The following is a 26,190-nucleotide window of genomic DNA, read 5'->3' on the forward strand; positions in this document are numbered from 1 at the left end:
ACCATCACCTTTAAACTATTCAAAACCATAATCTATGAAGTCAAATCTCATACTGCTGCTAATATTGAATTGTAATATTTTAAGCAGTCAGATAAAGACATCTTCCCACCCGCCATCACAGTACATACATTTTTCACCCTCCAAATTCTACAACTCTTATGACGCAAAGACATTGCCTGTATTGAAAATAAGAGATGGCGATACTATAAATACCGAAAGTCTTGATGCATTAGGCTTTGATAAAAATTCAATAAAGAAGGGAGAAAGGGGAAATCCGTTGACTGGCCCCTTTTTTATCGAACAGGCTTCTCCTGGTGATATTGTAGCCGTTACCATAGTTAATCTATCGCTCAATCGAAATTATGCAACGACACTTAATGCGTTTATCCCAAAAATTCTTCCCAAAGCTGACGCCAAAAGATTGTGGAGGAACGCAAAGCTTGTGAAATGGAATTTAGATCTAATTAACAATACAGCAAGTCCGGCAAAAGAGTATGAACGTTTGTCCGCATTAAAAGTACCATTGCATCCTTTTCTGGGTTCTATAGGTGTGGCGCCTCCGGGAGCCAGTAGTATATCGTCCGGAGGTTTTGGCTCTTGGGGTGGTAACCTTGATTTTAGTGCAATAACGGCTTTGTCGACGCTTTATTTGCCGGTTTTTCATGAGGGGGCTTTGTTGTATGTAGGAGATGGACATGCAGTACAGGGTGACGGTGAATTAAATGGTGATGCATTGGAAAACTCAATGAATTTTACTTTTACAGTTCGGGTTATCAAGAATGAGGGCAGCCAGTTAAAATATCCAAGGGTAGAAGATTTGCGTCATATTATGGCTTTCGGTCAAGCGAAAAATTTAGACCTGGCATTAAAAGAAGCTACTCTGAATTTACTCAGTTGGCTTCAAAAGGATTATCAACTATCCATAGAAGAAGCTTCTCAATTGATCGGTCCGGTAGTTGAATACCGAATACCCAAAATTGCATCAACGGAAGTTGAAGTAGTTGCGATGATACAAAAAAAGGTCATTGAGGGATTAGTGAAAATAAATGGGACCGCTAACATTCAACATTCGCCTGTGAAGTCAAATTAATTGATAACCTTTCTAACAAATTGAGTATGGCATTGGCTTCAGCACTAAAACATTTGGTTCTGCTTGTTTTAATTATCATGAACGTTTGTTTTGGTCAGACCCGAAACAATACAAAAACCGTTTCGGCAAATGATGTTCCGCAAGTCAACCATTCGGACGGCGTAGTTTATTTTTCTTATGATAACGGATTAACCTGGCATGATAAAGGCTCAGGATTACCATCAACGGTTAATATTGGGTTGGGTGGAATTGCCGTTTCGGAAAACAAACTTGCCCTTATGTCAAAAGATAGCGGACTCTACTTTTTCAATACACAGAAAGACAAGTGGTTCAATATTGCCACAGACAAACAATTAATTGAAAGTAATCCGGGCGCTCTACTGTTTTTTAAAGACCACATATATGCAGGCACACAATCAGGCGGTATTTTTCGCACAGCGGATGAAGGAAAAAGCTGGGAAAAATCAAATGTCGGTCTGAATAACCTGACAATCCGAAGACTTGCCGAAATAAAGAACAGGCTCTACGCAGCAACAAATTCGGGGCTTTATTCCTATAACAATTTACTCAATCAATGGGAGTTGGAATATGGTAACACCACGCTACAGGTCAATGGGATAACGAGTTTTGATGGAAGTATTTTTATTGCTACAAATCAAGGTGCCTTTGCTTCGCCAATAGGGAAGAATGAGTGGAGTGAAATTTTTTCAAATGGTGCTTTACATAACATTAATTCAGATAACAAGGCAATCTACGCAATGATGTATAATGAACTATTTTTATCTTTTGACAAGGGACAAACCTGGCAAAGCATACAAGCCGGATTACCTGCTCAACTTTATACATTTGATGTGGTTACAACCGGCAACACACTTTTAGCAGCACAATGGGACGGTGTTTACAGAAAAGATACAAAAGCGCAAAACTGGAAAATTTCAAGTAATGGGTTACCTAAAAAATCAGCAATTACAAATATGCAGGTGTTTAACAAAATTATTGTCGTAAGTGGAAACCAAAGAAAACTAAGAACGGGGATGACCACAGATAAATAGTTGAACATTACCTGCGAACCGTTCTTATTCAGCCACCAGTTGCTGATGTAGTGGGTGCGGCCGCTATAATATCATCGCCCAAAAAAATATTATTTTTGATGTTAAATCAAATAATTGGAATACCATATACTTTAACCGAACCCTCTTATCAATGAAAAAAATCGCCCTTGTAGCCCTGGTCTGCTTCATTTTCTCTGCTTGTAAAAAAGATAAAGACGCTGCCGGCGTTGGCGTTATCATTTCTGGCGCCCTTGCGAAAGAGTACTACCATAAACAGGTTGACCAGGTACGAATTTTCTACTACAATAAAGACAAAACGCTAAAACAATATGAGTACTCTTTTGACAATAACGTAGCCGAACGAGTTGAGTTTCGTTATGTCGAGGGCCGTCTTGCAAGCCTTGACCTTTATAAAAAGGATAACAATACGTGGAAGCTGGTTAATCAGACAATGCCGGTATATTACAACAATAAACGCCTGTCAGACATTATAATCGTATATCCCGGGGACCCGGTGCCATCATCAGGGATCCTGACATGGCCGGCCAAATATACATTCCAGTATGAAAATGACACGTCGACAAGATTCAGCGCCTGTATAGTATACCATAGGGAAAATAACACACTCATTCCTAACGCAGAATATCGTTTTGAATACGATAGTCTGGGTAATATAACCGTTGAAGAGCAATACACTATTAACAATGGAACAAAAACCAAACAGTCGGTAACGATATATGAGTACCTGCAACAGAAGAATCCGAAATACCAAATGGAGGATATACTCGATTTCCAGGCATATAATTCTCCCAACATCTGGGAGCGAAAAACGGTTGGTTATTTAAGTTCGGGAATGATAGATGAATACAAACGCGTCTATGAATTCAATGCGGATAGTAAGGTGACCACTTTTACGGAACAACCCAGTAACGTTAAAAGATATTACGAATATTATTGATCTTTCCCTTATAACTGGTAAAATAGAACAGGTCAACACATACGATCAGTACAGTTGTTTTATCTGTTGAATCGTATGGGCCTGAACCATTCGTCAGCTATCCGGGCGTTGTATCGAATGATCTTCCGTTCTGTTATTGACATTTTTAAGTTATAATTCACGATTTATTTTGGCCGGAAGACCCTTCGGCAAATATTTATCAGTTAATTTCGCGCACCCTGAAGAAAACAGGCCTTATTTTGACATGTTTCTAAAAGCACTGACCGTAGCCGGCCTCGCCACTTTTGAGATCTATGCCGCCATCCCCGCCGGATTTGCCTTTGGGTTAACGCCATGGACAATTTTCTTTGCCAGCGTTATTGGTGGTTTAATTGGCACTTTTGTCGCTGCATTTTTAGGCGATAAGATCAGGGCTTTTTTTCACAAAAAGAAACCTACTAAAGACGCTGCTGAAAAAAAGCATCCCATGATGCTTCGCCTCTGGAATAAGTATGGCATAATTGGATTGGGATTTTTAGGCACGATGTCAGTTGGCGCACCTATAAGCCTGGCGGTGGGTATCGGGTTAAATGCTAATATTAAAAAACTGGTCACCTGGTGCTGTATCGGTGTCATTACCCGTTGTATTGTATTCACACTGATCGGGTTTTACGGATTAAAACTACTTTAGTGTTATGCAGAAGATACCTGCAGATCCCCAACTCAATTACCTACCAATGCATTAGATCCGTTCACAACGTACAGCAATCTCTCAAAATACATCTGTAACAGAAAACATGCCTTCATAATTGTCGGCTATGTCGTTCGCCAATTGGCCCGGTGAATGACAGGCCGGGTTTTTCGAAATACTTACCGGATGAATGCGGCTAAACCAGGTATTGATATCTGCATTGATCTTTACCGTAATTGAAGTATCCTTAACCACAACCAGGTTTTCAGGTAAGGGCAATCCGATCTGCCGGAAAGTTATGTAGGGCGATTTAAAACCGCCGACATGGAGCGTAAAGGCCTGGCCGCTTAATGGGGAAACGGGGGAATGGCCTTCCAGTTTTGCCATCACATACCCTGATGCCCAAGTCCAGAACATCCCATGTACCGGATCAAGGGCACCGGTTTGGGCGCCGCTGACATTTTTGGCGCTGTCAACACCCAGGATAAATGCAATACTTGTATAGCTGTCTACAGGGGCTGTCAGCCTGATATTCCTGCTTGCGGCATTTTCATGATCTACTAAAAAATAATCCTCGGATAACCCAACAGGTTCATTCCTGCTATTGATGAGTTTGATACCGTGTATATAATATTTGAACCTGTTGACAGTATAGGCTTCACCAAGATCATTGGTATATTGTCGGCCAAATACCAACGGTTCATTAAAAACAGCATGATCAAACGAAAACGTTATGCTGCCGGTTACCGGTTTTACATCGCCCTGGCGGCTTTTATCTTTTTGGCATGCATTCAGTATCCACACAAACGCCACCAGAACCATCCACCCGGCAGTTATTTTCATAATAGAAAGTTTTGACATGAGGAACCCCGTTTTATCCGCAGAAGCATAACCAAATTTCGGAAAAAACATTTTTTTTCTGGCATTTTGTTTATCTGCAATTACCTTTGCCCCGTAATGCACATGTTTATTCGTAAAACGGCAGTTTTCTACCTGTTACTGCTAGTGCTGTTAAAGGTACTAGCGGCGCCGGTTATATACCTGCAATTCGAATGGAACAAGGCTTATATTGCCGCCAATTTGTGTGAGAACAGGAATAAACCAATCATGTCCTGCGGTGGTAAATGTCATTTGAACAAGCAATTATCCAAAGCCACTGAAACTTCAGATCCTCAGACGCAAAAAGGAAATACCACTGTAGTGCTGCTCGACTATTGCGAATCGATCAAAGAGTTTTTATTCGATCCTGATCTTTCACTTTCCCAACCTTTTGAAACCTGGCTGCTCACCAATACTGCCAAAGGCCACTCCGGCAATGTTTTCCATCCTCCCATTGCTTAATGCCTCTATCATCTCGTAACAATTAACAGCGAATTATTCAACAATACACCGTATGGTCCGCCATCAACATGGGCATGATCCATACGTGCTGAGGAAGGTGCGTAAACGCCTCACCATTGCCATCTGGCTGGTACTGGCGCTTATTGTATACCTGCAGCACGATATACTCATGCGCCTGGTTCAAAACTTTTTTTAAAACAAACCGCTTTTAAGGCAGGCGTGACGTGTAGATAAATACTTGCCGCTTGCCCGGGCAGTTCCTCATTTGCATGGTGGCTTATGCCAGCATGGAGGCTGTGCTTTGTCTTCTATTTTTCAATTAAACAATATCAAAATACCATGATCACTATAGCAGCTTTTATTATCATGATGTCGCTTCAAGCTCATAAAGAAGAGCCAAAGGGTGCTGAACCAACTATTGGCGCGAAAGCTATCCTGTCAATAGAATTCGACAATATCGTGGGTGAACAAAATCTCCAATTAAACACCGGCGCCTACACCAACGGTTCCGGTGAAAACTATTCGGTGAGCCTGCTTCAATATTTTATCAGCAATATCAGCGTTAAAAAAGCCGATGGTACGGTGTATACGGTGCCGCAGGACAGCAGTTATTTTCTCATCAAAGAAAGCGACCCAGCAGCCCGCTATGCCAAAGTACAGGTGCCGGAAGGGGAGTATAGTTCCATAACATTCGTATTGGGGGTCGACAGCCTGCGAAGCACCATGGACATTAGCAAACGCACCGGTGTGCTGGAGCCTTCAGGCGGTATGGAAGACGGGATGTACTGGGGATGGAACAGCGGCTATATCTTCTTTAAATTCGAAGGTACTTCTCCACATGCCCCGGTAGATCCAACAGGGCAGCACAAGTTCAGGTACCATATTGGCGGCTTTGGCGGTTATGCCGCGCCCACGATAAACAATATCAGAACAATTACTATTGACCTTACAGCAGCCGGCAATGCAAAAGTCCGCAGCGGCCGCGTCAGCAATGTGCACTTACTGGTTGATCTTGCCAAACTGTTCAATGGCAGTACGACTGTTCGGATTGCTGCCAATCCCACCGTCATGTTCAGCGCTTATAGCGCCAATATCGCCGACAATTTCAATAACATGTTCCGTCACGACCATACCGAAAATTAACCGCTATGAACAAAAAACAGTTGTTGGTAATTGCCTTGGCCGCCGGTGGTTTGGCCTTCTCGAAGCAGGTAATAGATTCTTTTACCGGGTTTAAAAAACCCGGTAATTTTCCCGATGCCATTTATCATTTCAAAACAAACGCCATCACCGAAGCGAAGTTTGAGCTTGGGCGGAAGCTGTTCTATGAGCCGCGGTTTTCCCGCGACAATACCGTCAGCTGCGGCACCTGCCATATTCAATCGGCCGCTTTTACCCACCATGGTCATGATGTAAGTCATGGCATCGATGACCGGTTGGGAAAGCGCAATTCACCCCCGATCATGAACCTGGCATGGGGTAAAACATTTTTTTGGGATGGCGGGGTGTTTGATCTTGACCTGCAACCAATAGTGCCTATTACCAACCCGGTTGAAATGGATGAAACAATGGATAACGTACTTAACAAGTTGCGTAACCATCGGGACTACCCGGGGTTGTTTAAGCAAGCGTTTGGGTCTGCGGTGATCAATGCGGAAAGGGTCATGAAAGCACTCTCGCAGTTTATGGTCATGCTGGTAAGCGCCAATTCGAAATATGACAGCGTAATGCGCAAACAGGGCGTCCGCTTTACAGCTGCGGAACAACAGGGGTATGCGCTTTTTAAAACCCATTGCGGCAGCTGCCACAAAGAGCCCTTGTTTACCGACGAATCTTTCCGCGACAATGGTATCGGCGCCGGCCCCAACAACGATGAAGGCAGATACCTCGTTACCCTAAATGACACCGACAAATACAAGTTCAAAGTTCCCGGTTTACGCAATCTCAGTTATACAGCGCCTTATATGCACGATGGGCGTTTTATTACCTTGCGGGCAGTGCTGGAGCATTATACCAGCCATATCAAGAACACGCCGAACCTTGATCCCTTGCTTAAACCAACAGGCGCCCCCGGGTTAAAACTCACAGCGGCTGAGCAATCAAATATCATTACCTTCCTGTTAACATTGAACGATAAAGATTTTATCACCGATAAAAGGTTTTCTGAACCATAACATGAACCAATGAAAAACAAATCTGTTTATGTGTTGTTCCTGCTGCTCATAACAACCGCCTGCAATAACCAACCGGGCAGCAATAAGCCTGCAACCAACAGCCACGAACATCATAATAGCACTTCCAGAAAGGCCTATGGTGCAACACGCGACTATGCTGACAGTGTAAACGAGGGCATCATTGCAGTGGATACCCTGAAAGGAAGTCCCCAACGGGTCGCGATGGCCAACATTGGCAATGCCCATGTGCATATTGAGTACCATTCGCCCGGCGTAAAGAACAGGGTAATATGGGGTGGACTGGTGCCATACGACCAGGTGTGGGTAAGTGGCGCACACAATGCTACGGCTATTGATTTTTCGAAGGACGTAGTAATAATGGGTAATCCGGTAAAAGCCGGTACATACGCCTTCTTCACCATTCCGGGTAAAGAAAACTGGACGGTGATCCTGAACACCCGGTACGATCAGCACCTGGCCGATGAATACAATCAAAAAGAAGATCTAGCCAGGTACCAGGTAACCCCGGTTAAATTAGATAAACCGGTTCCTCGTTTAACGTATGGCGTTTACCGAGATACCGATACAACCGGTAGCATCGAGCTTACCTGGGAAAAAATAAAACTGGTGCTGCCTGTGACGGCTACGCGAAAACGGTAGCGTTGGGTAAATTAATGATACATCTTTCTTTATTTTAAGCGATACAATGACAAAGATCACTAAGAGTATTATAATAGGGTTCCTCATTCTTACTACGCTTGGACTGGCCGGGTTCTTATACACCCTGGTTATGCATACCAGCAACCTGCCGGTATTGGGCGAACCAGGCCATACAGCAGGCGCTTTTGCATTTTATAATCAGGCCGGAAAAAAGATAACCGAAAAAGACATCGCCGGAAAGGTTACTGTGGCTGAATATTTTTTCACCTCGTGCCCCGGCATTTGCAAAGTTATGAGTCGCCATCTTAAAGAGGTTTACCAGGCATTTAAGGACAGAGAAGATTTTGCCATTCTATCTCATACGGTAGATCCTGAAACCGATTCGGTACCGGTGCTCGCGAACTACGCCAGGCAGCTAAAGGCCGAGGCGCCTGCGTGGCAATTTCTTACAGGTAACAAATATGACTTGTATACAATGGCCAGGCAGGATTATCTCCTGGCAGTGGAAGATACAGTAGAAGCCGGTTCGAAGGAAGATTTTATTCATACGGAGTATGTGGCGCTGCTTGACAAAAAACGCCGCATAAGAGGTTTTTATGACGCCACCAATAAAAAGAGCGTTGATCAATTGGTGAATGATATCAGCGCTCTTTTGAAAGAGTAATTCATAAAAAAAAAGCTGCCATTGTTTGAAGTGTTCCTGGCAGCCCCGTTTTTCATGGCTACTTTTAATTAGTTCAACAATGCTCCAAAATTTTTTGCTTCCTGAACGGAACGCACTAAAACCGGCGCCTGGTTATACACCTTATTAAACAGGAACGGTCCCATACTTACCCGCTTTACACCCAGCTGCTGCAGGATATCGAAATCGGGCAGTCCCGGTATACACATTACATTGATGGGAAGTTTTGTATTCTTTACCGCCGCTGCTATGTCGGCCTCTTTACTGATAAAAGGTAAAAAGATGCCGTCGGCGCCGGAGCTTCCGTATAAGAGTAGCCGTGCAGCCGTTTCTGCCTGCGGGTTCGCCACTTTCAATAAATACGTATCGCAACGAATATTGATAAAGATCTCCAGCCCGTCGGCTGCCAGTTTGTTTTTGATAAAAGCAATCCTGTTGGCAAAAGTTTTCGCGTCCTGCAACACCCTTGCCGATCCTGCCATCATTGAATCTTCAATGTTGATGCCTGCTACACCCGTGTCGATCAGTTTACGGATGTTGGCATAAATAGCTTCGTCCGTATTGCCATAACCCATTTCCAGATCTACCGTCACCGGTATTTGAACCGTGGCGGTTATGCGCCGAATGATCAGTAAATACTCGTCAAAAGGCATAGCTTCGCCGTCGTCATAGCCCAGGCTGTTGGCTACTGCTGCACTGGACGTGGCAACAGCGGGATAATTTTCCTGTTGAACAAGCTGGGCGCTTTTGGCGTTCCAGGCATTGGGTAATACCAATAGCTCGGGTGAATAATGTAATTCTTTGAATTGTTGAAATGAGGATGTCATAATTTTCTGGATAAGTAAACGTATGTATTGTAATATGAAAACGTGCCGGACAATCCCGGTTACTTTCTCCAAAATTAGCCGCAATAAAAATAACACAATTGTATAAATCGGAAGCGTAGCTGCAGGCACGAAAACGTATCGATCACCTTCTGGTAAAAGAAAACGAACCGGGAGAAGTGATCAATGATTTCGTCTTCTCTAAATTGGAAGAGGCATTTGTAATTTGTGAAGGAATGCTTGAGCATTAACTTAGGCCGCACTATGAATACACAGACTATAACTTCCAGTTTGATAAGCCGCTCATTGATCGGCTGATCGGCCGGTATAAATATTACTAAGAAAGATCATTGAAAAAGCACAATACTTTCAGCCAGGAAACTGCTGCTTACTTGGAATGTTGCAGTTTGTTGGATCAGATCGGCATAACCATCATTCCTATGGTTCGTATAAACACCGTATGCATCCAGGCTATAACCTATAACGCCATCCTGGGTGAGAAAGAGATATATTATAGCTTCGTCCGCAGGGTCAGACGCACCCTCAAACCGGTAGGTTTTTATGATCTTAATGTCATGCTGGCTATAAGACTTCCCATTGAGATTTAACTGTCCGGCTCCATTGATGACAAATTCATTGTCCTGGTTTTTTAATTTCAGCTTATTAAGGACCGAACTTATTGTATCCATTTCGCCGGCGGGCATATCATTGACTTTATTAATGGGGTATGTTAAATTTTGCATCTGTAAAATATTTTAGTACGGTATGGTGTCGGTAGCTGTACGTTTGTTCATTCCGTCTCTTATCTGTTTATATAGTTTGACCTCATTGTCAGCGATCCTGTTCTCCAAATGACGGATATCCTTATTTAATTTGTCCAGGTTTTCTGCTTCATTTCTAGCATCCCTCGAATCTCTTTTGGCATCACCGGCTTTGTTCTTCGCTTTTCTGGCCAGTTTCTTATTATTGGGATCATCACTTAATTTATCTGCGGCGCTGGAATTTTTATGCGCAGAATTTTGTGCTTTTTCTGAAGCCATCCGTTTACTGCTTACCTGTTGTTCAAGCTGATTTTGGAGTTTGCCCAATTTTAATTGATCCTTACTTATTTCCGACACCAATGAAAGAGAATCCGTGTTTACCTGGCCTGATATTGACATGCAAAACAGCAAGCCACTCGAGATCAATAGCGATAGTTTTTTCATTAGGTAAAGGTGGCTTTCTTTTTCTTCCCGGTCATTATAAAATTATAAATAAGTATTACATCATTCACACATTTCGAAGCGGCGGCCGGCGTTGCTGCAGTAAAGCTGGTTTCTGCTCTTTGTTTCAGGATAAACTGCCCGGCCCTGGGAATAATTTTTCCCATTAAGTTGTGGCGGGTGCATCAACGATAATTTTTGTTAAAGTTTCTAAAGAAAGCGGTTCTGTGAGGCGATGATCGGGGAGGGTAGAGGCGGATTTGGATGAACTGAATCAGCGTCATTAATTCGCAAAGAGGATAAATAAGGCGGATTTTACGTACATTTAAGTACTGAACGCCGGTATGCCGGGGCTGCCTCTCTAAGTTGGTAAAATGAATACGTGCCTGTAATCTTAGTAAATATGCTTCATTGATCCTGTATATAAAAAATATGGTTTGTATCCGCTGTAAGACGGTCGTAAAAGATGAGTTAGCAAAACTGGGATTCCATTATACTTCAGTTGAATTAGGCGAAGTTGAAGTCATTGAGGAAATTTCAGTAGAACAACACGAACAGATAAAAAAAGCGTTATTGAGATCGGGCCTCGAATTAATGGACGACAAAAAGAGCATCCTGATCCAAAAAATAAAAAATGTCATTATTGAATTAGTTCATTATTCAGAGGAGCCTTTGACAATAAACTTTTCTGAATATTTAAGCCGGAAGTTACACTACGATTACACATACCTGGCCAATCTTTTTTCAGAAGTACAGGGTACCACGATTGAAAAGTTCCTGATCGCCCACAAAATTGAAAAGGTAAAAGAACTACTCGTATATAACGAGTTGAATCTAACCGAGATCGCTCACCGAATGCATTATAGCGGTGTAGCACACCTTTCGGCGCAGTTCAAGAAAGTAACCGGTCTTACTCCTTCCCATTTTAAACAGCTTAAAAATAAACGACGATCCATGCTGGATGAATTATGAATATTAATTTCTCTTCATGCTACTTAAAAGATCTTATATATATATATACCACTTTATTACAACTTTTTTTTGTGCATAGCATTGTCAATCATCTTGTTCATTATTCCGGTAATTATTTATACAACTTCCAGGGATGAAAAGGAAGCGCTGAAATAAAAGGGCCGTGAGCTGCTCATTTTATGAGGAGGCCCGGTTTTGCGGGATGAGGTGTATTATTCGTGTCGTTCGTGCCGGGCGAAAAATGGAATTAAAATTATCAGTGAAGTATAAGGGATATGATGTCCTCTTTAGCTTTTTTTGATTCCCGGAAATTTAAAAACATCCATCCGTGGAACATATTCTCATATTCCTGGTAATTGATCTCAATTTCTTTTGATGCTGCCAGTGCCTTTAATTTTCTTGTATCGGCTACCAGTATATCCTTTGTTCCAATAAAAACTGATATTTTTCCCAATCCTTCAAGCGGCCCGTATATCGGGCTTAATAAATAATGATCAGGGCTTGCGTCCCCGGCATATTTTTTTCCCGCCTGCCGAAGCCCTTCTATACCTAATAAAGGCTCAAAGCCGCTCACCTCATATATGCCCGGGTTGCTGAGTGTTATATCCAGCCAGGGCGACAATAGAATGATTTGGTATGGTTGAACTACCTGCTCATGCTTCAATTTTTGAGCCAGGGCCAGGGCAAACCCGCCACCCGATGAATCGCCCATAAGAATAACGTGGCGGTCGTTCCCCGCAGCAATCAACTGGTGGTAAAGAACGGAAGCTAATGAAAAAGATTCCTTATAAGTATGGTCTGGCGCCAATGGATAATCAGGTGCTGTAACCGTGCAGCCGGTCTTATTTACCAATTCCGCCAGGAACTCCCAATGAAAAATAACAAAGCTTTGCACATAAGCCCCCCCGTGTAAATAAAGGATGTGTTTAGCATTTTCCTTTTTGCTTTTTGGGCTTAAGGTAAACACATTTCGATTATTTATCTGAAATTCGTGAACGTGACAGGATCGTTTAATTTTAGATGGTGGTTTCGGGCAACTGAACAGGCCGGTTTTTCCAGACGCAAATTGCTTTCTGAGAAATCTTTTTTTACTGATGATGCTCAGGAGAAGATTGAATAATTTGCTTTGTGCACTTGCCACTGCTTAAAAGTTAATAGATCTGAATTTGTAAAAAGAATGATAAGATCCGGCCCGCAGGTGAAGATACATACAATAACCCAGCTATGGCGGACAATATTCAGCATACGAACGATTTCTGGCTCCGGCTTGATAATGCTGCCAAAATTTATCCGGCTATAAAAAACCGGGAACTCACTACTGTTTTCAGAATATCGGTTGAATTAAAAGAACGGATCAGGGTAAAACAACTTTTCGAATCGGTTCATGCCATCGAAGAGCGTTTCCCCTATTTTAAAGTAAAGTTAAAAGCGGGGTTTTTCTGGTATTACCTGGAACCTGACCAGGGGCCGATCATGGTAGTACCCGACAAGGGATTGCCCTGCAGAGCATTTAAGAAGGAGGAACTAATGTTCAGGGTACTGGCAAAGGAAAATAAGATCAGTGTCGAGTTTTCTCACATTCTGACGGACGGGACCGGTGCATTTGAATTTTTAAAGACCCTTTTGCTGGTGTATCTCGAAAAATGCGGGTTGCCCATTGCTGAAATCGTTCCTTTTTACCGGGTCCGGGGAATCCCATCAAAGGAAGAGCATGAAGACGCCTTCAACAGGTATTTTAAAAAGATCGATACACATACCTTAAAAATAGCGAAGGCATTTCATTTGCCGTTCAGGTTAAATAAAGCGCCAAGGTTGGGAATATTGACTGCCCTTGTACCACTGGCAGATATTAAGAAAAAAGCAAAAGAACATGAGGTAAGCATTACTGAATATCTCATTGCAGTGTACGTTCATTCACTGCAGCAAATTTACGAGCAGCAATCACCCTTCCATAAACGTATAGCCAATAAAATTATACGCATTCAGGTTCCAATTAACCTGCGCAAGCTCTTTCCCTCTCTTACCATGCGAAATTTCTCCCTGTATGTATTGCCCGGAATTGATCTTCGACTGGGCCACTATACATTTGAAGAAATAGTGAAAACAGTTTACCACCAGGTGCAGCTTGAAACGGATAAAAAACTCATTAGCAAAAACATTTCACGGAATGTAAGCGGTGAAAAAAGCGCATTCATTAAAAGGATCCCGCTTTTTCTTAAATCTTTTATTTTGACAAGACTTTACACGATGGGTACACAACAATACAGTGGGGTGGTCACTAACCTTGGGAAAATTGATGTTAATCCTGAAATAAATAACTTTATTGATAAATTTATATTCATTCCGCCTCCACCCAATAAAATAGTAAAGGTGAATTGTGCGGTTGCCGGTTTTGGTAACAATCTGGTATTGACGTTTGGAAATATAACCGTATCAAAGGAACTGGAAAGGCAATTCCTGGTGTTTTTAACAAAACAGGGTGTACCTGTTAAACTTGTGAAATATTAGCATCAAGGACCATGAGTATCTGTAAAAACTGCGGTGTAGAACTGGAAAATGATATGCAATACTGCCCTTTGTGTGGAGTTGGTGTATCCAGTGTGGAAAATGGTAAAACAACCGATCCTAAGGGACTGCCGGCATTTAACAAAGCAATGAGCCAGCCGCAGAAGAAGTTTACCTGGGAGATCGTTTCCCTGGTACTGCTCTCCTGCCTTGCAACCACCATTATTATTGATCTTATTACAAACAAGCGCATCACCTGGTCTGAATATCCGGTAACCATCAGCCTTGTCATTTTTTCATATGTATCCTTGTTTGCGTTCTGGCATCAGCAAGCGATCATTCAAATGGCTGGTAGTTTTTTACTATCATCCGTCTTTTTGCTAATACTCGATGTTCTCAAAGATGGCATCGCGTGGCCTGTTAAACTGGGAATACCGTTGCTTTTTGCAGGGAATGTAATAACAGCTATGCTCATCATGGTTATACGCTTATCAAAAGTTAAAGGCATTAACCTGATCGCCTATGCTTTTTTGGGTGCTTCTTTGCTGTGTATCTGTATAGAAGGGATATTGTCAATGTTTAAAATGGGAGTGATTTTTTTTAGATGGAGCATCATTGTTGCAGCTTGCTGTGTTCCTGTTATTCTGGTACTGCTTTTTGTGCACTTACGGCTAAAAAAAGGGCGCAGCCTGCAAAAGACCTTCCACATTTGATATTCCGGTTATTCGCAGGCCGGAACCAGCGGGCGAACAGCTCCCAGGGATGAGGATGACCATTGGGCAGGGCAGCACAGGAATGCGATTTGTAGTCATTGTGTTATGAGCTCTGTAATTTCGTCATCATGAAACGCATCCGGCACTTTTTTGCACAACTATGGGGCGCCTTACGGGCTACCCTTAAAACCTTTATTGCTGAAGATTACCTTCGCCTGAGCGCCTCGCTCTCTTATTATACCATCTTTTCACTGGCGCCTTTGCTGATCATTACCATTTCATTATTCGGCTATTTTTTTGGCAAACAAGCCATGGAAGGAAGGATCTTTTCGGAGATCCGCACACACGTGGGAGACGTTGCTGCCATGCAGATCCAGCAAATGATCCAGCATGTTTCAAACCAGGAGTCTTTTTTGGCAAAGGCTGCGGGAATAATAGTGATGGTGATCGGCATTATCGCCCTGTTTACAGAAGTGCAGGATGCCATCAATCAAATCTGGAAGCTGAAGCCGGTGCCAAAACTTAACAGAAAAAAATACTTTATCAAAAGAGTTATATCTTTAGGGATATTCAGCATCATTGGTTTTATACTTGTTTTATCATTAATAATCAATTTGTTGATCGATATCTTTGGTAATTACCTCGAGTTCTTTGCAGGCGGCGTTTACATAGTATTTGCAATTAACCGCATCTTTATCATCGCTATTGTGGCTACGTTGTTTACCTTCATGCTTAAATATCTGCCAGATGGAAAAGTGAAATGGAAAGACGCAATAAAAGGAGCTATATTTACTTCGATCTTCTTTATGCTTGGTAAAACCCTCATAGGCTATTTTGTTGGTCATTTAAATGTAACTTCAACCTATGGTGCGGCAGGAAGCCTAATCGTTCTTCTTCTCTGGATCTATTATTCGAGCGTCATTATCTACTTCGGCACAACATTTACAAAAGTATATGCCTATCTGTATGGCGGAAAGATCATTCCCATGTCCTATGCCGTTCTGGTAGAAACCAAAGAGTTTACGCCGGATTGATTCCGAGGCACTTTAGTAAATAATTTCCTTTTGCTTACCTGCTTTTACAACTGCGTTGTGTTGCCGTTCGCATTAATCATAATATAAATTAACAATCATGATCCTTGAATCTAAATTACCCTTTAAATATTTGATCGGCATAGTTAAGTATGAACTGGCGATCGTGTTGATGGTAGGAATAATAACCCATTTTAGCGCCATCCGGCTTACGGAATTCCTTCCGGTTATGCCGCTTGCCATACCCGCTTTTCTCGGGACCTCTATTTCTGTGCTGCTTTCTTTTAAGATGAACCAGTCTTATGACAGGTGGTGGGAGGCCAGGAAGATCTGGGGTGCAATTGTCAACGATTCAAGAAGCCTGGTCATCCAGTTACAATCGTTCCTGAGTTTTGAGCACACAGATATTATTAAGAGAATATCATACAGGCAAATCGCATGGTGTTATTCACTGGGAAGATCATTGAGGGGCAGCCCTAGGCCGATTGATCATTTAGATCATTTGATCACAACAACCGATGATGCGCAAATTTCAAAACACAACAACTGCAACCTCGCTATGTTGCAATTAACAGCAGCAGACATAAGGGAATTACGATTGAACAATGCCATAGATATGCACGGCCAGATCCACCTGCAGGAAACAATTATCCGTTTGACCGACTCAATGGGGGGCGCCGAGAGGATCAGCAAAACGGTTTTTCCATCCACATACCGTTTGATCCTTCATTTTATAATATATCTTTTCGTTATAACACTTGCTATTTCTTTGAAAGGCACTAATAATGTCTTTGTAATACCGCTGCTGTTACTGATCTCTGCCGGGTTCTTCTGTATAGAAAAAATAGCATTTCATTTACAGGATCCATTCAGGAATCTTCCAAGTGATATACCGGTAACAGATATCGCAAGAACAATTGAAGTAAATATCAGGCAGTTGCTAAGTGAAGAAATAATCCCGGCCGAGAGTAAGCCTAATGATTATTTTGTAATGTAATTGATTGTAAAAGGGTCCTGTATACGGTATCTAATTCCTTCCCGCCAACAATTTCTGGCTGATGTGATCTTCAAGATCATCAAGGAAGGTTTTATTATTTCGGCAGAAGTCAAATAATGATTCCAATTGGGAGGTTTTGAAAAAACCAGTGGTCATCAACCGGGCAAGCCCCGGATTGGCTTCCACCCAGTCTGTTCTCAGGGCATGGTCTTTTAGGTAAGATACAATGATCTCTACCCTGAAATAACGCGGAATATCGGCAATCCCCTGATTGATAACGGAAAGTTCATTCATCGCATCGGGGAAGTTCCGGGGACTGAACTGCTCAAATTCCTTAACAATAGTAGTGGTATTATTTGACATAATAATGTGTGATTAAAATAGCCGGTGATGCATTGACATGAAAGACTCTGATCGCGTTTTAGGGGCAATAATTTGACTGTTTGCTGCTGGTTAAAAAACACCCTGAAGTTTGAATTCAGGGCGGTTTCCCGTTTTCCCTATTGGTTTGCACGGATATTAACTTTCTTTGCTTCTTAATTCGTTCTTGCTGATAGGCACTTTGTGGCCTTTCTTATCGATCCAATAATAGTTTGAACGTTTGTCAATATAAATGGTTTTTCCATTCGGGCCTTCCTTATCCTTATAAACTTTGTCCGTGACCGCATTTTTCCCTTTAGAAGCCAGTTCGGCTGCTTTATTGCCGGTTTTTACTGCACCTTCCTTCACTTTTGTTGTTACCTTTTTAGTTGTATCCTGTGCGTTGGCTGAAGAAAATCCTACCAGCAGTGCCAGGATCGAAATACCTAATAACTTTTTCATATTTATCTTTTTGAGATGTTGCAGCGATTATTGCATGTGATCAATTTTTCTATTCCGCATACAACACAATGCAAAACTGCAGCTAATATTCCAGGTAGCTATTACATAATTACACAATTAAGTTATATCATTCACACATTGCAATTTGGCAGGCTTTCAAACAATGACCCTTACAGCGCAGGAACAAACGGCGCTTAAAGTTGTACGATCTACGAAGTGTAACTTATTTATAACGTTGAGGTGTTGTGGTGTCAGTTCTCCCGTTTTCTATGTACTTATTTAATTTGAATTGATTATCAGCAATCCTTCTTTCAAGATCGTAGATGGCCTTTTTCAAATTATCCAATCTTTCAGATTCTTTCCTGGCATTCTTGGAATCGCTCTTGGCGTCTCCAGCTTTATTGTTTGCTTTCCTGGCCAATTTCTTATTGTCAGGATCATCGCTTAATTTATCTGCTGCATCTGAATTTTCATTCGCAGATTTCTGTGCCTGGTCCAGAGCGTCTTCTTTGTTTTTTGTTTTTTGCTCAAGTTGATTTTGTAGTTTTCCCAGTTTCAATTGATCAGCGCTGATCTTGGCTACTAAAGCAAGGGAATCTGTATTTGCCTTTTGTGCAGAAACAGACGTACAAAGGAATAACAAACCAATCGAGGTTAATAATAATACTTTTCGCATAACGTAATTTTAAATGTCCATAAACCTTTAATGATATTTATCACCAAAGCACAAACCATGATTTTATAACTTAACCGATTGATTAAAACTTTGCGGAGAATAGAAAAAAAGAAGTGGGATAATGATCATTCCCTGTATTGGCAATCTTACTATATTCTGGGAAAATTTTAGTAAAGATACCTAAAAAATGGCATTTGATGTCGGGTAATTCATACCGTTCATATACTTATACCAACGACAACAGGGAGCTTTCCTTTGTGGGATGCTCGGCCTGGCTGGCGGCCAGCGTAACCGGTGAGTTGGCAGCTGAATAACTGGATGGCGTAACACCGGTAAACGTTTTGAATTCCCTGATAAAATGCGATTGGTCGGCATAGCCGCATTCGTATGCTATTGACGTTAATGACGTGTTCCGGGCAGCCACCAACTGTAAACTGTGCTGGAAGCGGCTTATCTGGCTGTATAATTTCGGTGTGAGTCCGGTGGTTTGTAAAAACAATTGTTGCATATACCGGGCGGTAATGCCATACCGCGAGGCAATGGTTTCCATCGTGGTAAATTCACCGGGTTGACGAAGTTCAAACATCAGCTTGTTCACCAGGGCCACTTTGTTCAATCTTTTTCCGGCCCGGGCTACCTGTTGCCATAAAAATGCTTCTACCAGGGCTATCTTTTTATTCCATGACCTGGTTTCCAGTAACCGCGCATGTAAAGTGTTTACGGCGCCACCGCCAATTGCGCCAAAATCGCTCACCTGGTTATTGAACCCGTTTATTTGATCGCTCAATAAACCGGCGGCTGCATGCGGATGGAATCGAATGCCAAACATGGTATTCCGGCCTACTGACCGGATGGGTAAGGGGCGGTTCAGCTGCCCCCATAACTCAATGGCGGGTGTGGTAACAAATGTTTCCCCCGTAAAGGTCTGCCAGTGCCCGCTGCCCAGGTTAAAGATCAGCTCCATACAACCGCTCGGGAACACTGTGTCCTCAAAAGCGGCACTCGTTGCGGACTCATACACATAATAACATTTCACATACGGTTGTAGTGCTTTGCCGGGCTTTATTTCATAGTAGGTCATGGTTGGTATCTTTTAGCGGATCACCGGTTTGCTGATTTAAAGATACAAAAGCCGGTCGATAGGTTTACCCGCACGTCCCTTTGCTGCTCCGGTTACCCGCCCTGCGAATGTAGCTGCGGCCGGCTTACCGGAATTGTATAAATCGGAAGAAACGCCCTTCAGCTTTCAGCCTACCTGGTCACCAGTCCAACCATATTGCCTTCCGGGTCGGAAAACCAGGCAAATTGCTTGTTATTGGGTAGAATAACCGGACCAACCATTTTCCGCCCGCCGGCCTCAATGATCTTTGTCAGGCTTTCGTTAATGTCGTTTACCTGGATATAGAACATCACATAATTCCGCGGGTCATGGCCCAACGAGGTGATCTGCCCCTGAATGCCTTCATCCGTATTGGTATTGATCAGCGAAGCCATGGGAATGCCAATGGGCGTCCAGCCAAACAGGTCCGCGTAAAATGAGGAGGTCTTCGGTAGATCTTTACAACCGATCTCGAAAAAAACAACCGGGTTGGTAATAGGGATTGACATATGCTATATATTTTTTTAAAATAATGTTGTTGGCGTTGTTTGCAGGAGTCGATCGTTGGTCGCGTGAAGGATAATGGAATGGTTGCTTACCTATAATTTACTGAATTTTATGCGATCTGACAATTCTATTATCCCGCGGCTGCTACAGCAGTTTTCCTGCTGTTACCTGAGTGTAAATGGTTTCTGTTTAACCGGCTGCGAATGACCGTATTATTTATGTATGTTTTATTAACAAGACTTTATAAATAACCGTTTTGCCTGTGGCTGTTACCGCTGCCCTTGTCCCGTATTTATCCCTGCTGAAAGTGCAATTTTTGGCGCTTTTTCCGTTATTACAATTGTACTGTTAGAACAGCTTAACGGTATTAAAATTTGTCTTGATGAAAACTATGATCTCCCTGTTGGCTGGTTTGGTGCTGGTGGCAAACGCCATTGCCCAGGAAAACCAGCGGTTGGCGCACCCTGAAAGTGTTATCTCCGATGGCCAGGTCCTGTATGTAACCAATGTTGGCAAACCCCTCGATCCCGCGGCCAAAGACAGCAATGGATACATCATCAGGTTATCGCTCGATGGCAAAATACTCGATACCCTGCTCACTGATGCAAAACTGCATGCGCCTAAAGGAACAGCCATCATCAGGGGCGTGTTGTATGTAGCTGACCTCGATCGCGTCATAGGGATCCTGATGTCCAACGGCAAAAAGATCGCTGAGATCGTCCTGGGCCAGTCGATCAAATTGGTCAACGACCTGGCGGTGAAAGACGATTTTACGCTGTTTGCATCGGCTACCGATCCGGGCAAGATCGTGGAGTTGAATATCAGAACGGGCCAGGTGCGTACCGTGACGAACCTCAAAGGCGCCAATGGCCTTAGTTACGATAAAACCACCAGGAAACTGTATGTATGCAGTTTTGATGCGCAGCACCTGCAGGGAGGCGAAGTAGGGGTGATCTCCTGGAACGGTTATACGCCTTCGTACGAGAAGATGGCAGGCATTCACGGCGCTTTTGACGGCATCGCCCTGGTCGACAGCAATACGCTGGTCGTTTCAGATTGGGTGGCGTTGGATAAAGCGGCCGGGACCATCCAAAAGATCGACCTTTCTACAAAAAAAGCTACTAAACTCGATATGCCCGCGATGTATGGGCCCGCTGATCTTTACTTCGATCGCAGGGAGAAGAAATTGTTCATTCCTGTAATGATGGATAGTAAAGTGGTTATACAACAACTGTAAGGCTGAAGGCTGATAGCTAAAGGCTAAACGCTGAAGGCAAAAGTCAATAGACAATAGGCAAAGGGCAATAGAAGAGCCCTCAGGATAATTGTAGTGACAATAATCCTGAGGGCTTTTTGTATTATTAACTGTAAACTGTAAACTGCGAACAGTTAATTCATAAAGCAACGTTAAACCGCTTGTTTCGATTTGTTAAATCATTTTTGGAACGGTTTTCTCCCTTACAAAGAGCATTCCAAACGGATGCATTTTTATGTTTTCTTTACGAAGAGGACGTTTCCAAATCAATTATTTTTAAATCGTATAAATGTTCGCTGTTTACCATGTAAAATCAGGCAAACCCATGAAGAAAAGATCGGGTGATTTTTTTTCAGCCCTCAAATCAATGATCCTGCCGGATACTAACGACCAACGCGCCGCTACCGGTCCGGTTACCAACAATTATATTTTGAAAGAATTGCTGGATTGCTTCGATAATTCCTGCAAGCGCGAATCGGTTGGTAAAAGTTTATTGTTCAACATGCATTACCTGATCATTCTTCACCCCGAAGTATATGAAGAACGGTTGCCCTCTCTCCCCATTATCGTGAAAGAAGCGCTGAAAGCTTTTTATAACAGGCTCAAATCCTATAAACGGAATTATGATGAATTGTCGCCTGTGTCGTTTCACTGGCAATTCCGTTTTGCACCGGGCACCGATTTCAACCAGGAAAAAATAACGGTAGAAGATGTGCGCGTCATCGGTATGTTAACCGGTGTGAAACCTTTGGGCAGCGGCGGCAGCGACCGCCACAATACGGCGAAAGTAACCATGAAATCAAAAGCCACCAATGTTTTTGATAAAATGGATATCAACCTCGATGTATTGCGGCACCTGCATTTTGCCGAGAACGGAACCTTTACGGTGAAGTTCAACCCTGAGCTGAATGTGACCAATGTAGCAGTTACCAATAATGCAACACAGAAAACAGTGCGTAATGCAGACAATGGGCTCGCCCGCATTGAATATTATACAGCCGATACCAGTAAAGATGCGGTGTACATTATGAAGGATACCGAGATCGTGATCGCCCGCAAGGAGCCGGAGAACCTGGGCTACAGCAATTACCTGTTGATCGAATCGGGTTTTGTTTCCAATCCGCATGCCCGCATCCGCTGGAATGAATCGCAGCAGTCGTTCCAGATCGCTTCCTTCAGCAACAACGAGACCCGCGTGAACGAAACGGTGATCGCCAAAAGCGAAGCCGGCAGTCCCCGCTGGTTCGACCTGCGCGATAAAAGCCAGGTGCTGCTGAATGGCATGGTAACGCTTACATTTAAACAATTGTAAAGGGAAAAATCCCAGGAACCAAATCCCAAGAACCAAATCCCAAGAACGAAATCACAAGAACCAAATCCCAAGAACCAAAAAAGCACCAATAACCGAAGCCTGTGATTTGAGATTTGTTTTGTTTTTGTCTTTCCATTTGCGATTTGAGTTTATTTGTGTCTTGCGATTTGTGATTTGAGATTTATTTGTGCCTTGCGATTTGTGATTTGAGATTTGTTTGTGTCTTGCGATTTGAGATCTGGAATTTGTTAGGTGATTTGCAATTTGAAATTTATGAACACCCTCTCATCCATAGCGCTGTTTGTCTTTGTGATCGTTTTATTAATTGGGCATTTTAAAAACCTGCCACGATAATATGAAAACTATGTTGATCAGTGGCAATACGCATCCCGGAATGCGGCGAACGGACAATGAAGATACCTATACCTGCCGGCAGTTATGGTCGCCCGATAAGGCGCTGCTGCTGGTGGTAGATGGGGTAGGAGGTTATGCCGGCGGAAAACGGGCGGCGGCTATTGCCAGGGAATCCATCGACCAGTACATGCAAACGCCGAAAGGCGATACGCTCACCATGTTGCGCGAAGCGGTGATCTTCGCCAACAACCGCATTGCCGAAGAGCGGGCCAATAATCCGAAGTATAGTGAAATGTGTTGTGTGTTAACGGCCGCCGTTGCAGATGCTACTGCCGGCACAGTATGTTTTGTGCATGTGGGCGACACCCGCATGTACCGGTACCGCAAAGGCGTCTTGCAAAAGCTCACCAAAGATCATTCGTTTGTTGGCCTCCGTGAAGATGCAGGCGAGATCACCGAACGCGAAGCCATGAGCCATCCCCAGCGTAACCAGATCCTGCGCGAAGTAGGCTCCGCCATTCATCGCATCGATGATGAAGATTTCATGCAATATGGTACCGAGGAATTGTTGCCGGGTGACGGACTGCTATTATGCAGTGATGGCCTTACCGACATGGTCACTGCCAAACAGATCGCCGAGATCCTGGCTACCAGTGCGGCATTAAATACCAAGGTCAACAACATCATTGCCCTCGCCAATGAGGCCGGCGGCCACGATAATATAACGGTCGTATTACTGAAGACCAAAAGCAGCAAAACGCCGGCACAACCGGTTAGCGGCGCCAAAGTGAAAAAAACAGTTAAAACAAAGACCGCTACCGCTGAAACCACACCTTCCATTTTACCCACAGAAAAAAAGAACGGGCAATCCGGGCAGCCGGGTACAGCGGCAATGGCTGCTGGTACAACCGAACCTGCAATCGCTGTTAAAAAAACAGGCAACAGTAACAAGTGGGTTCGCTGGAACGTACTGGTGGTATTGCTGCTGGCCGCCAGCTCTTGGTATTTTTTCTCCCGGAAGAATACCGGTTCAGTAATACCTGAAAACAATAACCCCAATCCGCAGGGAATAACCACCGTGGCCGACACTACGACCGCCAAACCGGCTTCCATTTTCAGTGGACAGCATGCGGCGCCTGCCGGACCGGCCACGGCAAAAGCGCCGGATACGCTGCGTTTATCCGCCACCAGGAATATTGTGGATATTCAACAATATGCCGACAGCACCGGTAACCAGTTGCTGTTGCTGCCGGCCAAAGGCAAAACAAATTTGTTTGCTGCGCTGGAAATTAACAAATCATCAGGCAAGGCAGGCGACACAATTGTCATCAAAAACCTGCGGCTGCAAGGTTTTGAGACGGGCATCAAAGTGAGTGTTCCGGTTCACGTAAAGTTGGAGAATACATTTTTTGAAAACATTAAGTATCCTGTGCGAAACTATGTTAAACCCGATTCTACAAACAAAAGTCTCTCTGTACAAATGACCAGTACAGTGATGCATTAATCTATGGCAACATCCATTTTTAAAGAATATTTCAAAGGATACGAGATCCTGGGTGAGATCGGCCGGGGCAATGCCCGCGTGCTGAAAGCCCGGAACCTGGTTGGCGGAAACCTGGTTGCCATCAAACATTTCGCCTTTAACACCGATGCCGATACCCTGCGCCGTTTTCAACGCGAGTCGGAGATCATGAAGAGCATTCAGCATGATCATATTGTAAAGATCGTAGACGTACACCTCGATGCAGAGCTGCCTTATCTCGTAATGCAACTGATAGAAGGTGGCGATGTGCGCCGCCTGCTCAAAGAACGCGGAACACTCGAAGTAGATACCGTGATCCAGCTGGCGCAGCACATGACCGATGCACTAGATGCCATTCATGCCAATGGCGTAGTGCACCGCGACATCAAGCCGGAAAATATCATGTACCGCCGCCTGCCCAATGGAGAACTGCATTTCCTGTTAACCGATTTCGGCATTGCCAAATTGCGGGAGCAAACCAATACGGTCACCGGCTCTTCCATGCTTACCTATGAATATGCTTCACCCGAGCAGTTCAGCCATGCGAAGAAAGTATCAACGCCTACCGATTATTATTCGCTCGGTATCGTGTTGTATGAATGTTTGACCGGCTCCGTTCCTTTTGCCTATAATGATGAAGACCTGTTATGGCATATCAACCGGGTGATCGAATGTCCCATGCCGGAGCCCGTATTACCGGCCGGCCGGTATTTGCCACCCAGCCTGCTGCAGTTGCTGCATGGTTTAACGGCCAAACAGGCGGTGCATCGCCTGAGCGAGTCGGCCCAGGTAAAACAACTGTTGCAACTGGCCGCCATTGAAAATGCACAGGCCCGTTTTCGCCAGCCAACAGCCGGAAAAACAAAAAAGGTTACGCAGGTCTTTACCAAACCATTGGTGCCGAAAGCGGTCGCCAATAAAAAGAAAGAAATTGTTTTCACCATCCTCGGAGTGTTCCTCTTCAGTGCTTTCATGATGGGAATGTGGGCGGTGTTCCCGCATCAGCAGAGTGCAGCGGCCGAAGTAAATGAGGCAGCGGTATTACCTGTCGATTCGGTTGCTGTAGAACAGGTGGCGCGTAAAAGCAATACGGCAAACAACAAATCGCTGGTAACGCCGGTAGCCAATACAGGTCCGGAACCGGTGATGATCCCGGCGGACGAACCGGTTGCGCAGGAAGATGCCGGGGTAAGCCTGCCCAATGGTACGTACTACGATGATTTCAGTGGCGAAGCTGAAAGCATCTGGGATATCGGGAAAGACGAGAACAGCGAATTCAAATTCTCACATGGAAAATATATCATCAAAGGATTAACGGATAGTTTGACCTATCACGCTACGGTAAAATTCGACCTCGATCTGGAAAAGAACTTCAGCATCTCGGCCAGCGCTACCCAATGGGGCAATGAACCCGATGAGGCGTACGGACTTAACTTCTGCGGCAATACCGACAGCGACGCCTACTTCGTGTATTATATCACGGCCAGCGGTTATTACGCTATTGGCGCCATGACCAACGGCGACTGGCATCCGATCATTAACTGGACGCACACGGCCAATATCCATCCCAACAATGAATTGAATACCCTGTCCATTGAAAAAAAGAACAACTCGCTGTTTTTTTACATAAATGATAAAGTGGAAAATGTGTTGCCGTTTACCGGTGGTTATGGCAACTGTTTTGGCCTGCGGGTCGATGGTGCACAAACAGTAGCGTTTGATAAGTTGGTTGTGAAAGGAACCCGCTAGGCCAGTTGCCGGTTACCAGGTAC

The 26,190-nt window shown here is 43.7% G+C and carries 31 protein-coding genes; 19 read left to right on the forward strand and 12 right to left on the reverse strand.

All coding sequences use genetic code 11. The features are described from left to right. The first annotated feature begins 34 nt into the window (after positions 1-34). The 4 genes from JUB15_RS23930 (at position 35) to JUB15_RS23945 (ending at position 3,770) form a co-directional block, all read left to right on the forward strand. Positions 35-1,090, forward strand: a complete 1,056-nt coding sequence (locus JUB15_RS23930; protein WP_207515180.1) for an acetamidase/formamidase family protein — start codon at positions 35-37, stop codon at positions 1,088-1,090. Positions 1,091-1,116: 26 nt separating this feature from the next. Continuing rightward, positions 1,117-2,142, forward strand: coding sequence for a sialidase family protein (locus JUB15_RS23935; protein WP_207515181.1), 1,026 nt, complete (start codon positions 1,117-1,119; stop codon positions 2,140-2,142). Positions 2,143-2,293: 151 nt separating this feature from the next. Next, positions 2,294-3,100 (forward strand): hypothetical protein, encoded by an 807-nt coding sequence (locus JUB15_RS23940; RefSeq protein ID WP_207515182.1) that lies wholly within the window; start codon positions 2,294-2,296, stop codon positions 3,098-3,100. A 244-nt stretch (positions 3,101-3,344) separates the two neighbouring features. Continuing rightward, entirely contained in the window at positions 3,345-3,770 is a 426-nt protein-coding gene (locus tag JUB15_RS23945; RefSeq protein ID WP_207515183.1) for a small multi-drug export protein, read from the forward strand. Positions 3,771-3,851: 81 nt separating this feature from the next. Here the strand turns inward: JUB15_RS23945 and JUB15_RS23950 are convergent, their stop codons facing one another. Next, positions 3,852-4,613, reverse strand: coding sequence for an MbnP family protein (locus tag JUB15_RS23950; protein WP_207515184.1), 762 nt, complete (start codon positions 4,611-4,613; stop codon positions 3,852-3,854). 120 nt (positions 4,614-4,733) lie between these two features. Here JUB15_RS23950 and JUB15_RS23955 point away from each other — a divergent pair, with 120 nt between their 5' ends. The 6 genes from JUB15_RS23955 (at position 4,734) to JUB15_RS23980 (ending at position 8,609) form a co-directional block, all read left to right on the forward strand. Beyond that, the gene (locus JUB15_RS23955) at positions 4,734-5,111 is read left to right on the forward strand and encodes a hypothetical protein (protein ID WP_207515185.1); all 378 of its coding nucleotides are present in this window, start codon (positions 4,734-4,736) and stop codon (positions 5,109-5,111) included. A gap of 52 nt (positions 5,112-5,163) precedes the next feature. Beyond that, positions 5,164-5,307, forward strand: a complete 144-nt coding sequence (locus JUB15_RS23960; RefSeq protein WP_207515186.1) for a hypothetical protein — start codon at positions 5,164-5,166, stop codon at positions 5,305-5,307. 143 nt (positions 5,308-5,450) lie between these two features. Then, the gene (locus JUB15_RS23965) at positions 5,451-6,254 is read left to right on the forward strand and encodes an MbnP family protein (protein ID WP_207515187.1); all 804 of its coding nucleotides are present in this window, start codon (positions 5,451-5,453) and stop codon (positions 6,252-6,254) included. A gap of 5 nt (positions 6,255-6,259) precedes the next feature. Beyond that, on the forward strand, positions 6,260-7,285 hold the full coding sequence (locus tag JUB15_RS23970) for a cytochrome-c peroxidase (protein WP_207515188.1): 1,026 nt from the start codon (positions 6,260-6,262) through the stop codon (positions 7,283-7,285). A gap of 9 nt (positions 7,286-7,294) precedes the next feature. Next, positions 7,295-7,945 (forward strand): DUF2911 domain-containing protein, encoded by a 651-nt coding sequence (locus JUB15_RS23975; RefSeq protein WP_207515189.1) that lies wholly within the window; start codon positions 7,295-7,297, stop codon positions 7,943-7,945. 46 nt (positions 7,946-7,991) lie between these two features. Then, complete coding sequence (locus JUB15_RS23980; protein ID WP_207515190.1) at positions 7,992-8,609, forward strand: SCO family protein; 618 nt, start codon at positions 7,992-7,994, stop codon at positions 8,607-8,609. Positions 8,610-8,677: 68 nt separating this feature from the next. On the opposite strand, the gene JUB15_RS23985 is transcribed toward JUB15_RS23980, so the two are convergent. From JUB15_RS23985 to JUB15_RS24000, 4 genes are all read right to left on the reverse strand, one after another. Then, positions 8,678-9,454: an isocitrate lyase/PEP mutase family protein gene (locus JUB15_RS23985; protein WP_207515191.1), complete on the reverse strand. Its 777-nt coding sequence runs from the start codon at positions 9,452-9,454 to the stop codon at positions 8,678-8,680. A gap of 344 nt (positions 9,455-9,798) precedes the next feature. Next, complete coding sequence (locus tag JUB15_RS23990) at positions 9,799-10,194, reverse strand: hypothetical protein (protein WP_242696493.1); 396 nt, start codon at positions 10,192-10,194, stop codon at positions 9,799-9,801. A 12-nt stretch (positions 10,195-10,206) separates the two neighbouring features. Beyond that, entirely contained in the window at positions 10,207-10,656 is a 450-nt protein-coding gene (locus tag JUB15_RS23995; RefSeq protein ID WP_207515192.1) for a hypothetical protein, read from the reverse strand. Further along, a complete protein-coding gene (locus JUB15_RS24000; RefSeq protein WP_207515193.1) occupies positions 10,656-10,820 on the reverse strand; it encodes a hypothetical protein in 165 nt (54 codons plus the stop codon). The genes JUB15_RS23995 and JUB15_RS24000 overlap by 1 nt, the downstream gene beginning before the upstream one ends. A gap of 244 nt (positions 10,821-11,064) precedes the next feature. Between JUB15_RS24000 and JUB15_RS24005 the strand changes: the two genes are divergently transcribed. Continuing rightward, entirely contained in the window at positions 11,065-11,625 is a 561-nt protein-coding gene (locus JUB15_RS24005) for a helix-turn-helix domain-containing protein (protein ID WP_207515194.1), read from the forward strand. A gap of 256 nt (positions 11,626-11,881) precedes the next feature. Here JUB15_RS24005 and JUB15_RS24010 read toward each other — a convergent pair whose 3' ends face one another. Continuing rightward, positions 11,882-12,766, reverse strand: coding sequence for an alpha/beta hydrolase fold domain-containing protein (locus tag JUB15_RS24010; RefSeq protein WP_369411596.1), 885 nt, complete (start codon positions 12,764-12,766; stop codon positions 11,882-11,884). An 83-nt stretch (positions 12,767-12,849) separates the two neighbouring features. Between JUB15_RS24010 and JUB15_RS24015 the strand changes: the two genes are divergently transcribed. From JUB15_RS24015 to JUB15_RS24030, 4 genes are all read left to right on the forward strand, one after another. Further along, positions 12,850-14,133, forward strand: a complete 1,284-nt coding sequence (locus tag JUB15_RS24015; RefSeq protein ID WP_207515196.1) for a hypothetical protein — start codon at positions 12,850-12,852, stop codon at positions 14,131-14,133. A gap of 11 nt (positions 14,134-14,144) precedes the next feature. Next, positions 14,145-14,843 (forward strand): DUF6320 domain-containing protein, encoded by a 699-nt coding sequence (locus JUB15_RS24020; protein ID WP_207515197.1) that lies wholly within the window; start codon positions 14,145-14,147, stop codon positions 14,841-14,843. Positions 14,844-14,971: 128 nt separating this feature from the next. After that, positions 14,972-15,877, forward strand: a complete 906-nt coding sequence (locus JUB15_RS24025; protein WP_207515198.1) for a YihY/virulence factor BrkB family protein — start codon at positions 14,972-14,974, stop codon at positions 15,875-15,877. Positions 15,878-15,974: 97 nt separating this feature from the next. Continuing rightward, positions 15,975-16,871 (forward strand): bestrophin family protein, encoded by an 897-nt coding sequence (locus JUB15_RS24030; RefSeq protein ID WP_207515199.1) that lies wholly within the window; start codon positions 15,975-15,977, stop codon positions 16,869-16,871. A gap of 30 nt (positions 16,872-16,901) precedes the next feature. Here JUB15_RS24030 and JUB15_RS24035 read toward each other — a convergent pair whose 3' ends face one another. The 5 genes from JUB15_RS24035 to JUB15_RS24055 all read right to left on the reverse strand — a co-directional run bounded on the left by JUB15_RS24035 (position 16,902) and on the right by JUB15_RS24055 (position 19,977). Next, the gene (locus JUB15_RS24035) at positions 16,902-17,234 is read right to left on the reverse strand and encodes a hypothetical protein (RefSeq protein WP_207515200.1); all 333 of its coding nucleotides are present in this window, start codon (positions 17,232-17,234) and stop codon (positions 16,902-16,904) included. A 156-nt stretch (positions 17,235-17,390) separates the two neighbouring features. Beyond that, positions 17,391-17,693 carry a hypothetical protein gene (locus JUB15_RS24040; protein WP_207515201.1) on the reverse strand — a complete coding sequence of 101 codons (303 nt, stop codon included), beginning with the start codon at positions 17,691-17,693 and terminating at the stop codon, positions 17,391-17,393. Between the two features lie 223 nt (positions 17,694-17,916). Beyond that, positions 17,917-18,369 carry a hypothetical protein gene (locus JUB15_RS24045; protein WP_207515202.1) on the reverse strand — a complete coding sequence of 151 codons (453 nt, stop codon included), beginning with the start codon at positions 18,367-18,369 and terminating at the stop codon, positions 17,917-17,919. Between the two features lie 226 nt (positions 18,370-18,595). Beyond that, a complete protein-coding gene (locus JUB15_RS24050) occupies positions 18,596-19,450 on the reverse strand; it encodes a helix-turn-helix transcriptional regulator (protein ID WP_207515203.1) in 855 nt (284 codons plus the stop codon). Between the two features lie 170 nt (positions 19,451-19,620). After that, positions 19,621-19,977, reverse strand: a complete 357-nt coding sequence (locus JUB15_RS24055; RefSeq protein ID WP_207515204.1) for a VOC family protein — start codon at positions 19,975-19,977, stop codon at positions 19,621-19,623. Positions 19,978-20,357: 380 nt separating this feature from the next. Between JUB15_RS24055 and JUB15_RS24060 the strand changes: the two genes are divergently transcribed. Together JUB15_RS24060 and JUB15_RS24065 are read left to right on the forward strand one after the other, a co-directional pair. After that, positions 20,358-21,212 (forward strand): NHL repeat-containing protein, encoded by an 855-nt coding sequence (locus JUB15_RS24060; protein WP_207515205.1) that lies wholly within the window; start codon positions 20,358-20,360, stop codon positions 21,210-21,212. Positions 21,213-21,555: 343 nt separating this feature from the next. After that, positions 21,556-22,542: an FHA domain-containing protein gene (locus tag JUB15_RS24065; protein ID WP_207515206.1), complete on the forward strand. Its 987-nt coding sequence runs from the start codon at positions 21,556-21,558 to the stop codon at positions 22,540-22,542. Here JUB15_RS24065 and JUB15_RS24070 read toward each other — a convergent pair. Then, the gene (locus tag JUB15_RS24070; RefSeq protein ID WP_207515207.1) at positions 22,529-22,678 is read right to left on the reverse strand and encodes a hypothetical protein; all 150 of its coding nucleotides are present in this window, start codon (positions 22,676-22,678) and stop codon (positions 22,529-22,531) included. The two genes, JUB15_RS24065 and JUB15_RS24070, sit on opposite strands and share 14 nt — an antisense overlap. 219 nt (positions 22,679-22,897) lie before the next feature. Here JUB15_RS24070 and JUB15_RS24075 point away from each other — a divergent pair, with 219 nt between their 5' ends. Continuing rightward, complete coding sequence (locus JUB15_RS24075) at positions 22,898-24,400, forward strand: PP2C family protein-serine/threonine phosphatase (protein ID WP_207515208.1); 1,503 nt, start codon at positions 22,898-22,900, stop codon at positions 24,398-24,400. 3 nt (positions 24,401-24,403) lie between these two features. After that, the gene (locus JUB15_RS24080) at positions 24,404-26,167 is read left to right on the forward strand and encodes a serine/threonine-protein kinase (RefSeq protein WP_207515209.1); all 1,764 of its coding nucleotides are present in this window, start codon (positions 24,404-24,406) and stop codon (positions 26,165-26,167) included. Positions 26,168-26,190 lie beyond the last annotated feature (23 nt).

The sequence above is a fragment of the Longitalea luteola genome, from assembly GCF_017356035.1.
Lineage (GTDB): Bacteria > Bacteroidota > Bacteroidia > Chitinophagales > Chitinophagaceae > Niastella > Niastella luteola.

What these genes read in the sequence shown, in the direction of transcription:
- JUB15_RS23960 (WP_207515186.1), top strand. Translation starts at nt 5,164, where the DNA reads ATGGTCCGCCATCAACATGGGCATGATCCATACGTGCTGAGGAAGGTG.
- JUB15_RS23955 (WP_207515185.1), top strand. Translation starts at nt 4,734, where the DNA reads ATGTTTATTCGTAAAACGGCAGTTTTCTACCTGTTACTGCTAGTGCTG.
- JUB15_RS24030 (WP_207515199.1), top strand. Translation starts at nt 15,975, where the DNA reads ATGATCCTTGAATCTAAATTACCCTTTAAATATTTGATCGGCATAGTT.
- JUB15_RS23995 (WP_207515192.1), bottom strand. Translation starts at nt 10,656, where the DNA reads ATGAAAAAACTATCGCTATTGATCTCGAGTGGCTTGCTGTTTTGCATG.
- JUB15_RS23945 (WP_207515183.1), top strand. Translation starts at nt 3,345, where the DNA reads ATGTTTCTAAAAGCACTGACCGTAGCCGGCCTCGCCACTTTTGAGATC.
- JUB15_RS24055 (WP_207515204.1), bottom strand. Translation starts at nt 19,977, where the DNA reads ATGTCAATCCCTATTACCAACCCGGTTGTTTTTTTCGAGATCGGTTGT.
- JUB15_RS23990 (WP_242696493.1), bottom strand. Translation starts at nt 10,194, where the DNA reads ATGCAAAATTTAACATACCCCATTAATAAAGTCAATGATATGCCCGCC.
- JUB15_RS23985 (WP_207515191.1), bottom strand. Translation starts at nt 9,454, where the DNA reads ATGACATCCTCATTTCAACAATTCAAAGAATTACATTATTCACCCGAG.
- JUB15_RS23980 (WP_207515190.1), top strand. Translation starts at nt 7,992, where the DNA reads ATGACAAAGATCACTAAGAGTATTATAATAGGGTTCCTCATTCTTACT.
- JUB15_RS24035 (WP_207515200.1), bottom strand. Translation starts at nt 17,234, where the DNA reads ATGTCAAATAATACCACTACTATTGTTAAGGAATTTGAGCAGTTCAGT.
- JUB15_RS24080 (WP_207515209.1), top strand. Translation starts at nt 24,404, where the DNA reads ATGGCAACATCCATTTTTAAAGAATATTTCAAAGGATACGAGATCCTG.
- JUB15_RS23930 (WP_207515180.1), top strand. Translation starts at nt 35, where the DNA reads ATGAAGTCAAATCTCATACTGCTGCTAATATTGAATTGTAATATTTTA.
- JUB15_RS24075 (WP_207515208.1), top strand. Translation starts at nt 22,898, where the DNA reads ATGAAAACTATGTTGATCAGTGGCAATACGCATCCCGGAATGCGGCGA.
- JUB15_RS24070 (WP_207515207.1), bottom strand. Translation starts at nt 22,678, where the DNA reads ATGGAAAGACAAAAACAAAACAAATCTCAAATCACAGGCTTCGGTTAT.
- JUB15_RS23965 (WP_207515187.1), top strand. Translation starts at nt 5,451, where the DNA reads ATGATCACTATAGCAGCTTTTATTATCATGATGTCGCTTCAAGCTCAT.
- JUB15_RS24040 (WP_207515201.1), bottom strand. Translation starts at nt 17,693, where the DNA reads ATGAAAAAGTTATTAGGTATTTCGATCCTGGCACTGCTGGTAGGATTT.
- JUB15_RS24000 (WP_207515193.1), bottom strand. Translation starts at nt 10,820, where the DNA reads ATGGGAAAAATTATTCCCAGGGCCGGGCAGTTTATCCTGAAACAAAGA.
- JUB15_RS23935 (WP_207515181.1), top strand. Translation starts at nt 1,117, where the DNA reads ATGGCATTGGCTTCAGCACTAAAACATTTGGTTCTGCTTGTTTTAATT.
- JUB15_RS23970 (WP_207515188.1), top strand. Translation starts at nt 6,260, where the DNA reads ATGAACAAAAAACAGTTGTTGGTAATTGCCTTGGCCGCCGGTGGTTTG.
- JUB15_RS24020 (WP_207515197.1), top strand. Translation starts at nt 14,145, where the DNA reads ATGAGTATCTGTAAAAACTGCGGTGTAGAACTGGAAAATGATATGCAA.
- JUB15_RS24050 (WP_207515203.1), bottom strand. Translation starts at nt 19,450, where the DNA reads ATGACCTACTATGAAATAAAGCCCGGCAAAGCACTACAACCGTATGTG.
- JUB15_RS24045 (WP_207515202.1), bottom strand. Translation starts at nt 18,369, where the DNA reads ATGCGAAAAGTATTATTATTAACCTCGATTGGTTTGTTATTCCTTTGT.
- JUB15_RS23975 (WP_207515189.1), top strand. Translation starts at nt 7,295, where the DNA reads ATGAAAAACAAATCTGTTTATGTGTTGTTCCTGCTGCTCATAACAACC.
- JUB15_RS23940 (WP_207515182.1), top strand. Translation starts at nt 2,294, where the DNA reads ATGAAAAAAATCGCCCTTGTAGCCCTGGTCTGCTTCATTTTCTCTGCT.
- JUB15_RS24025 (WP_207515198.1), top strand. Translation starts at nt 14,972, where the DNA reads ATGAAACGCATCCGGCACTTTTTTGCACAACTATGGGGCGCCTTACGG.
- JUB15_RS24065 (WP_207515206.1), top strand. Translation starts at nt 21,556, where the DNA reads ATGAAGAAAAGATCGGGTGATTTTTTTTCAGCCCTCAAATCAATGATC.
- JUB15_RS23950 (WP_207515184.1), bottom strand. Translation starts at nt 4,613, where the DNA reads ATGAAAATAACTGCCGGGTGGATGGTTCTGGTGGCGTTTGTGTGGATA.
- JUB15_RS24015 (WP_207515196.1), top strand. Translation starts at nt 12,850, where the DNA reads ATGGCGGACAATATTCAGCATACGAACGATTTCTGGCTCCGGCTTGAT.
- JUB15_RS24060 (WP_207515205.1), top strand. Translation starts at nt 20,358, where the DNA reads ATGAAAACTATGATCTCCCTGTTGGCTGGTTTGGTGCTGGTGGCAAAC.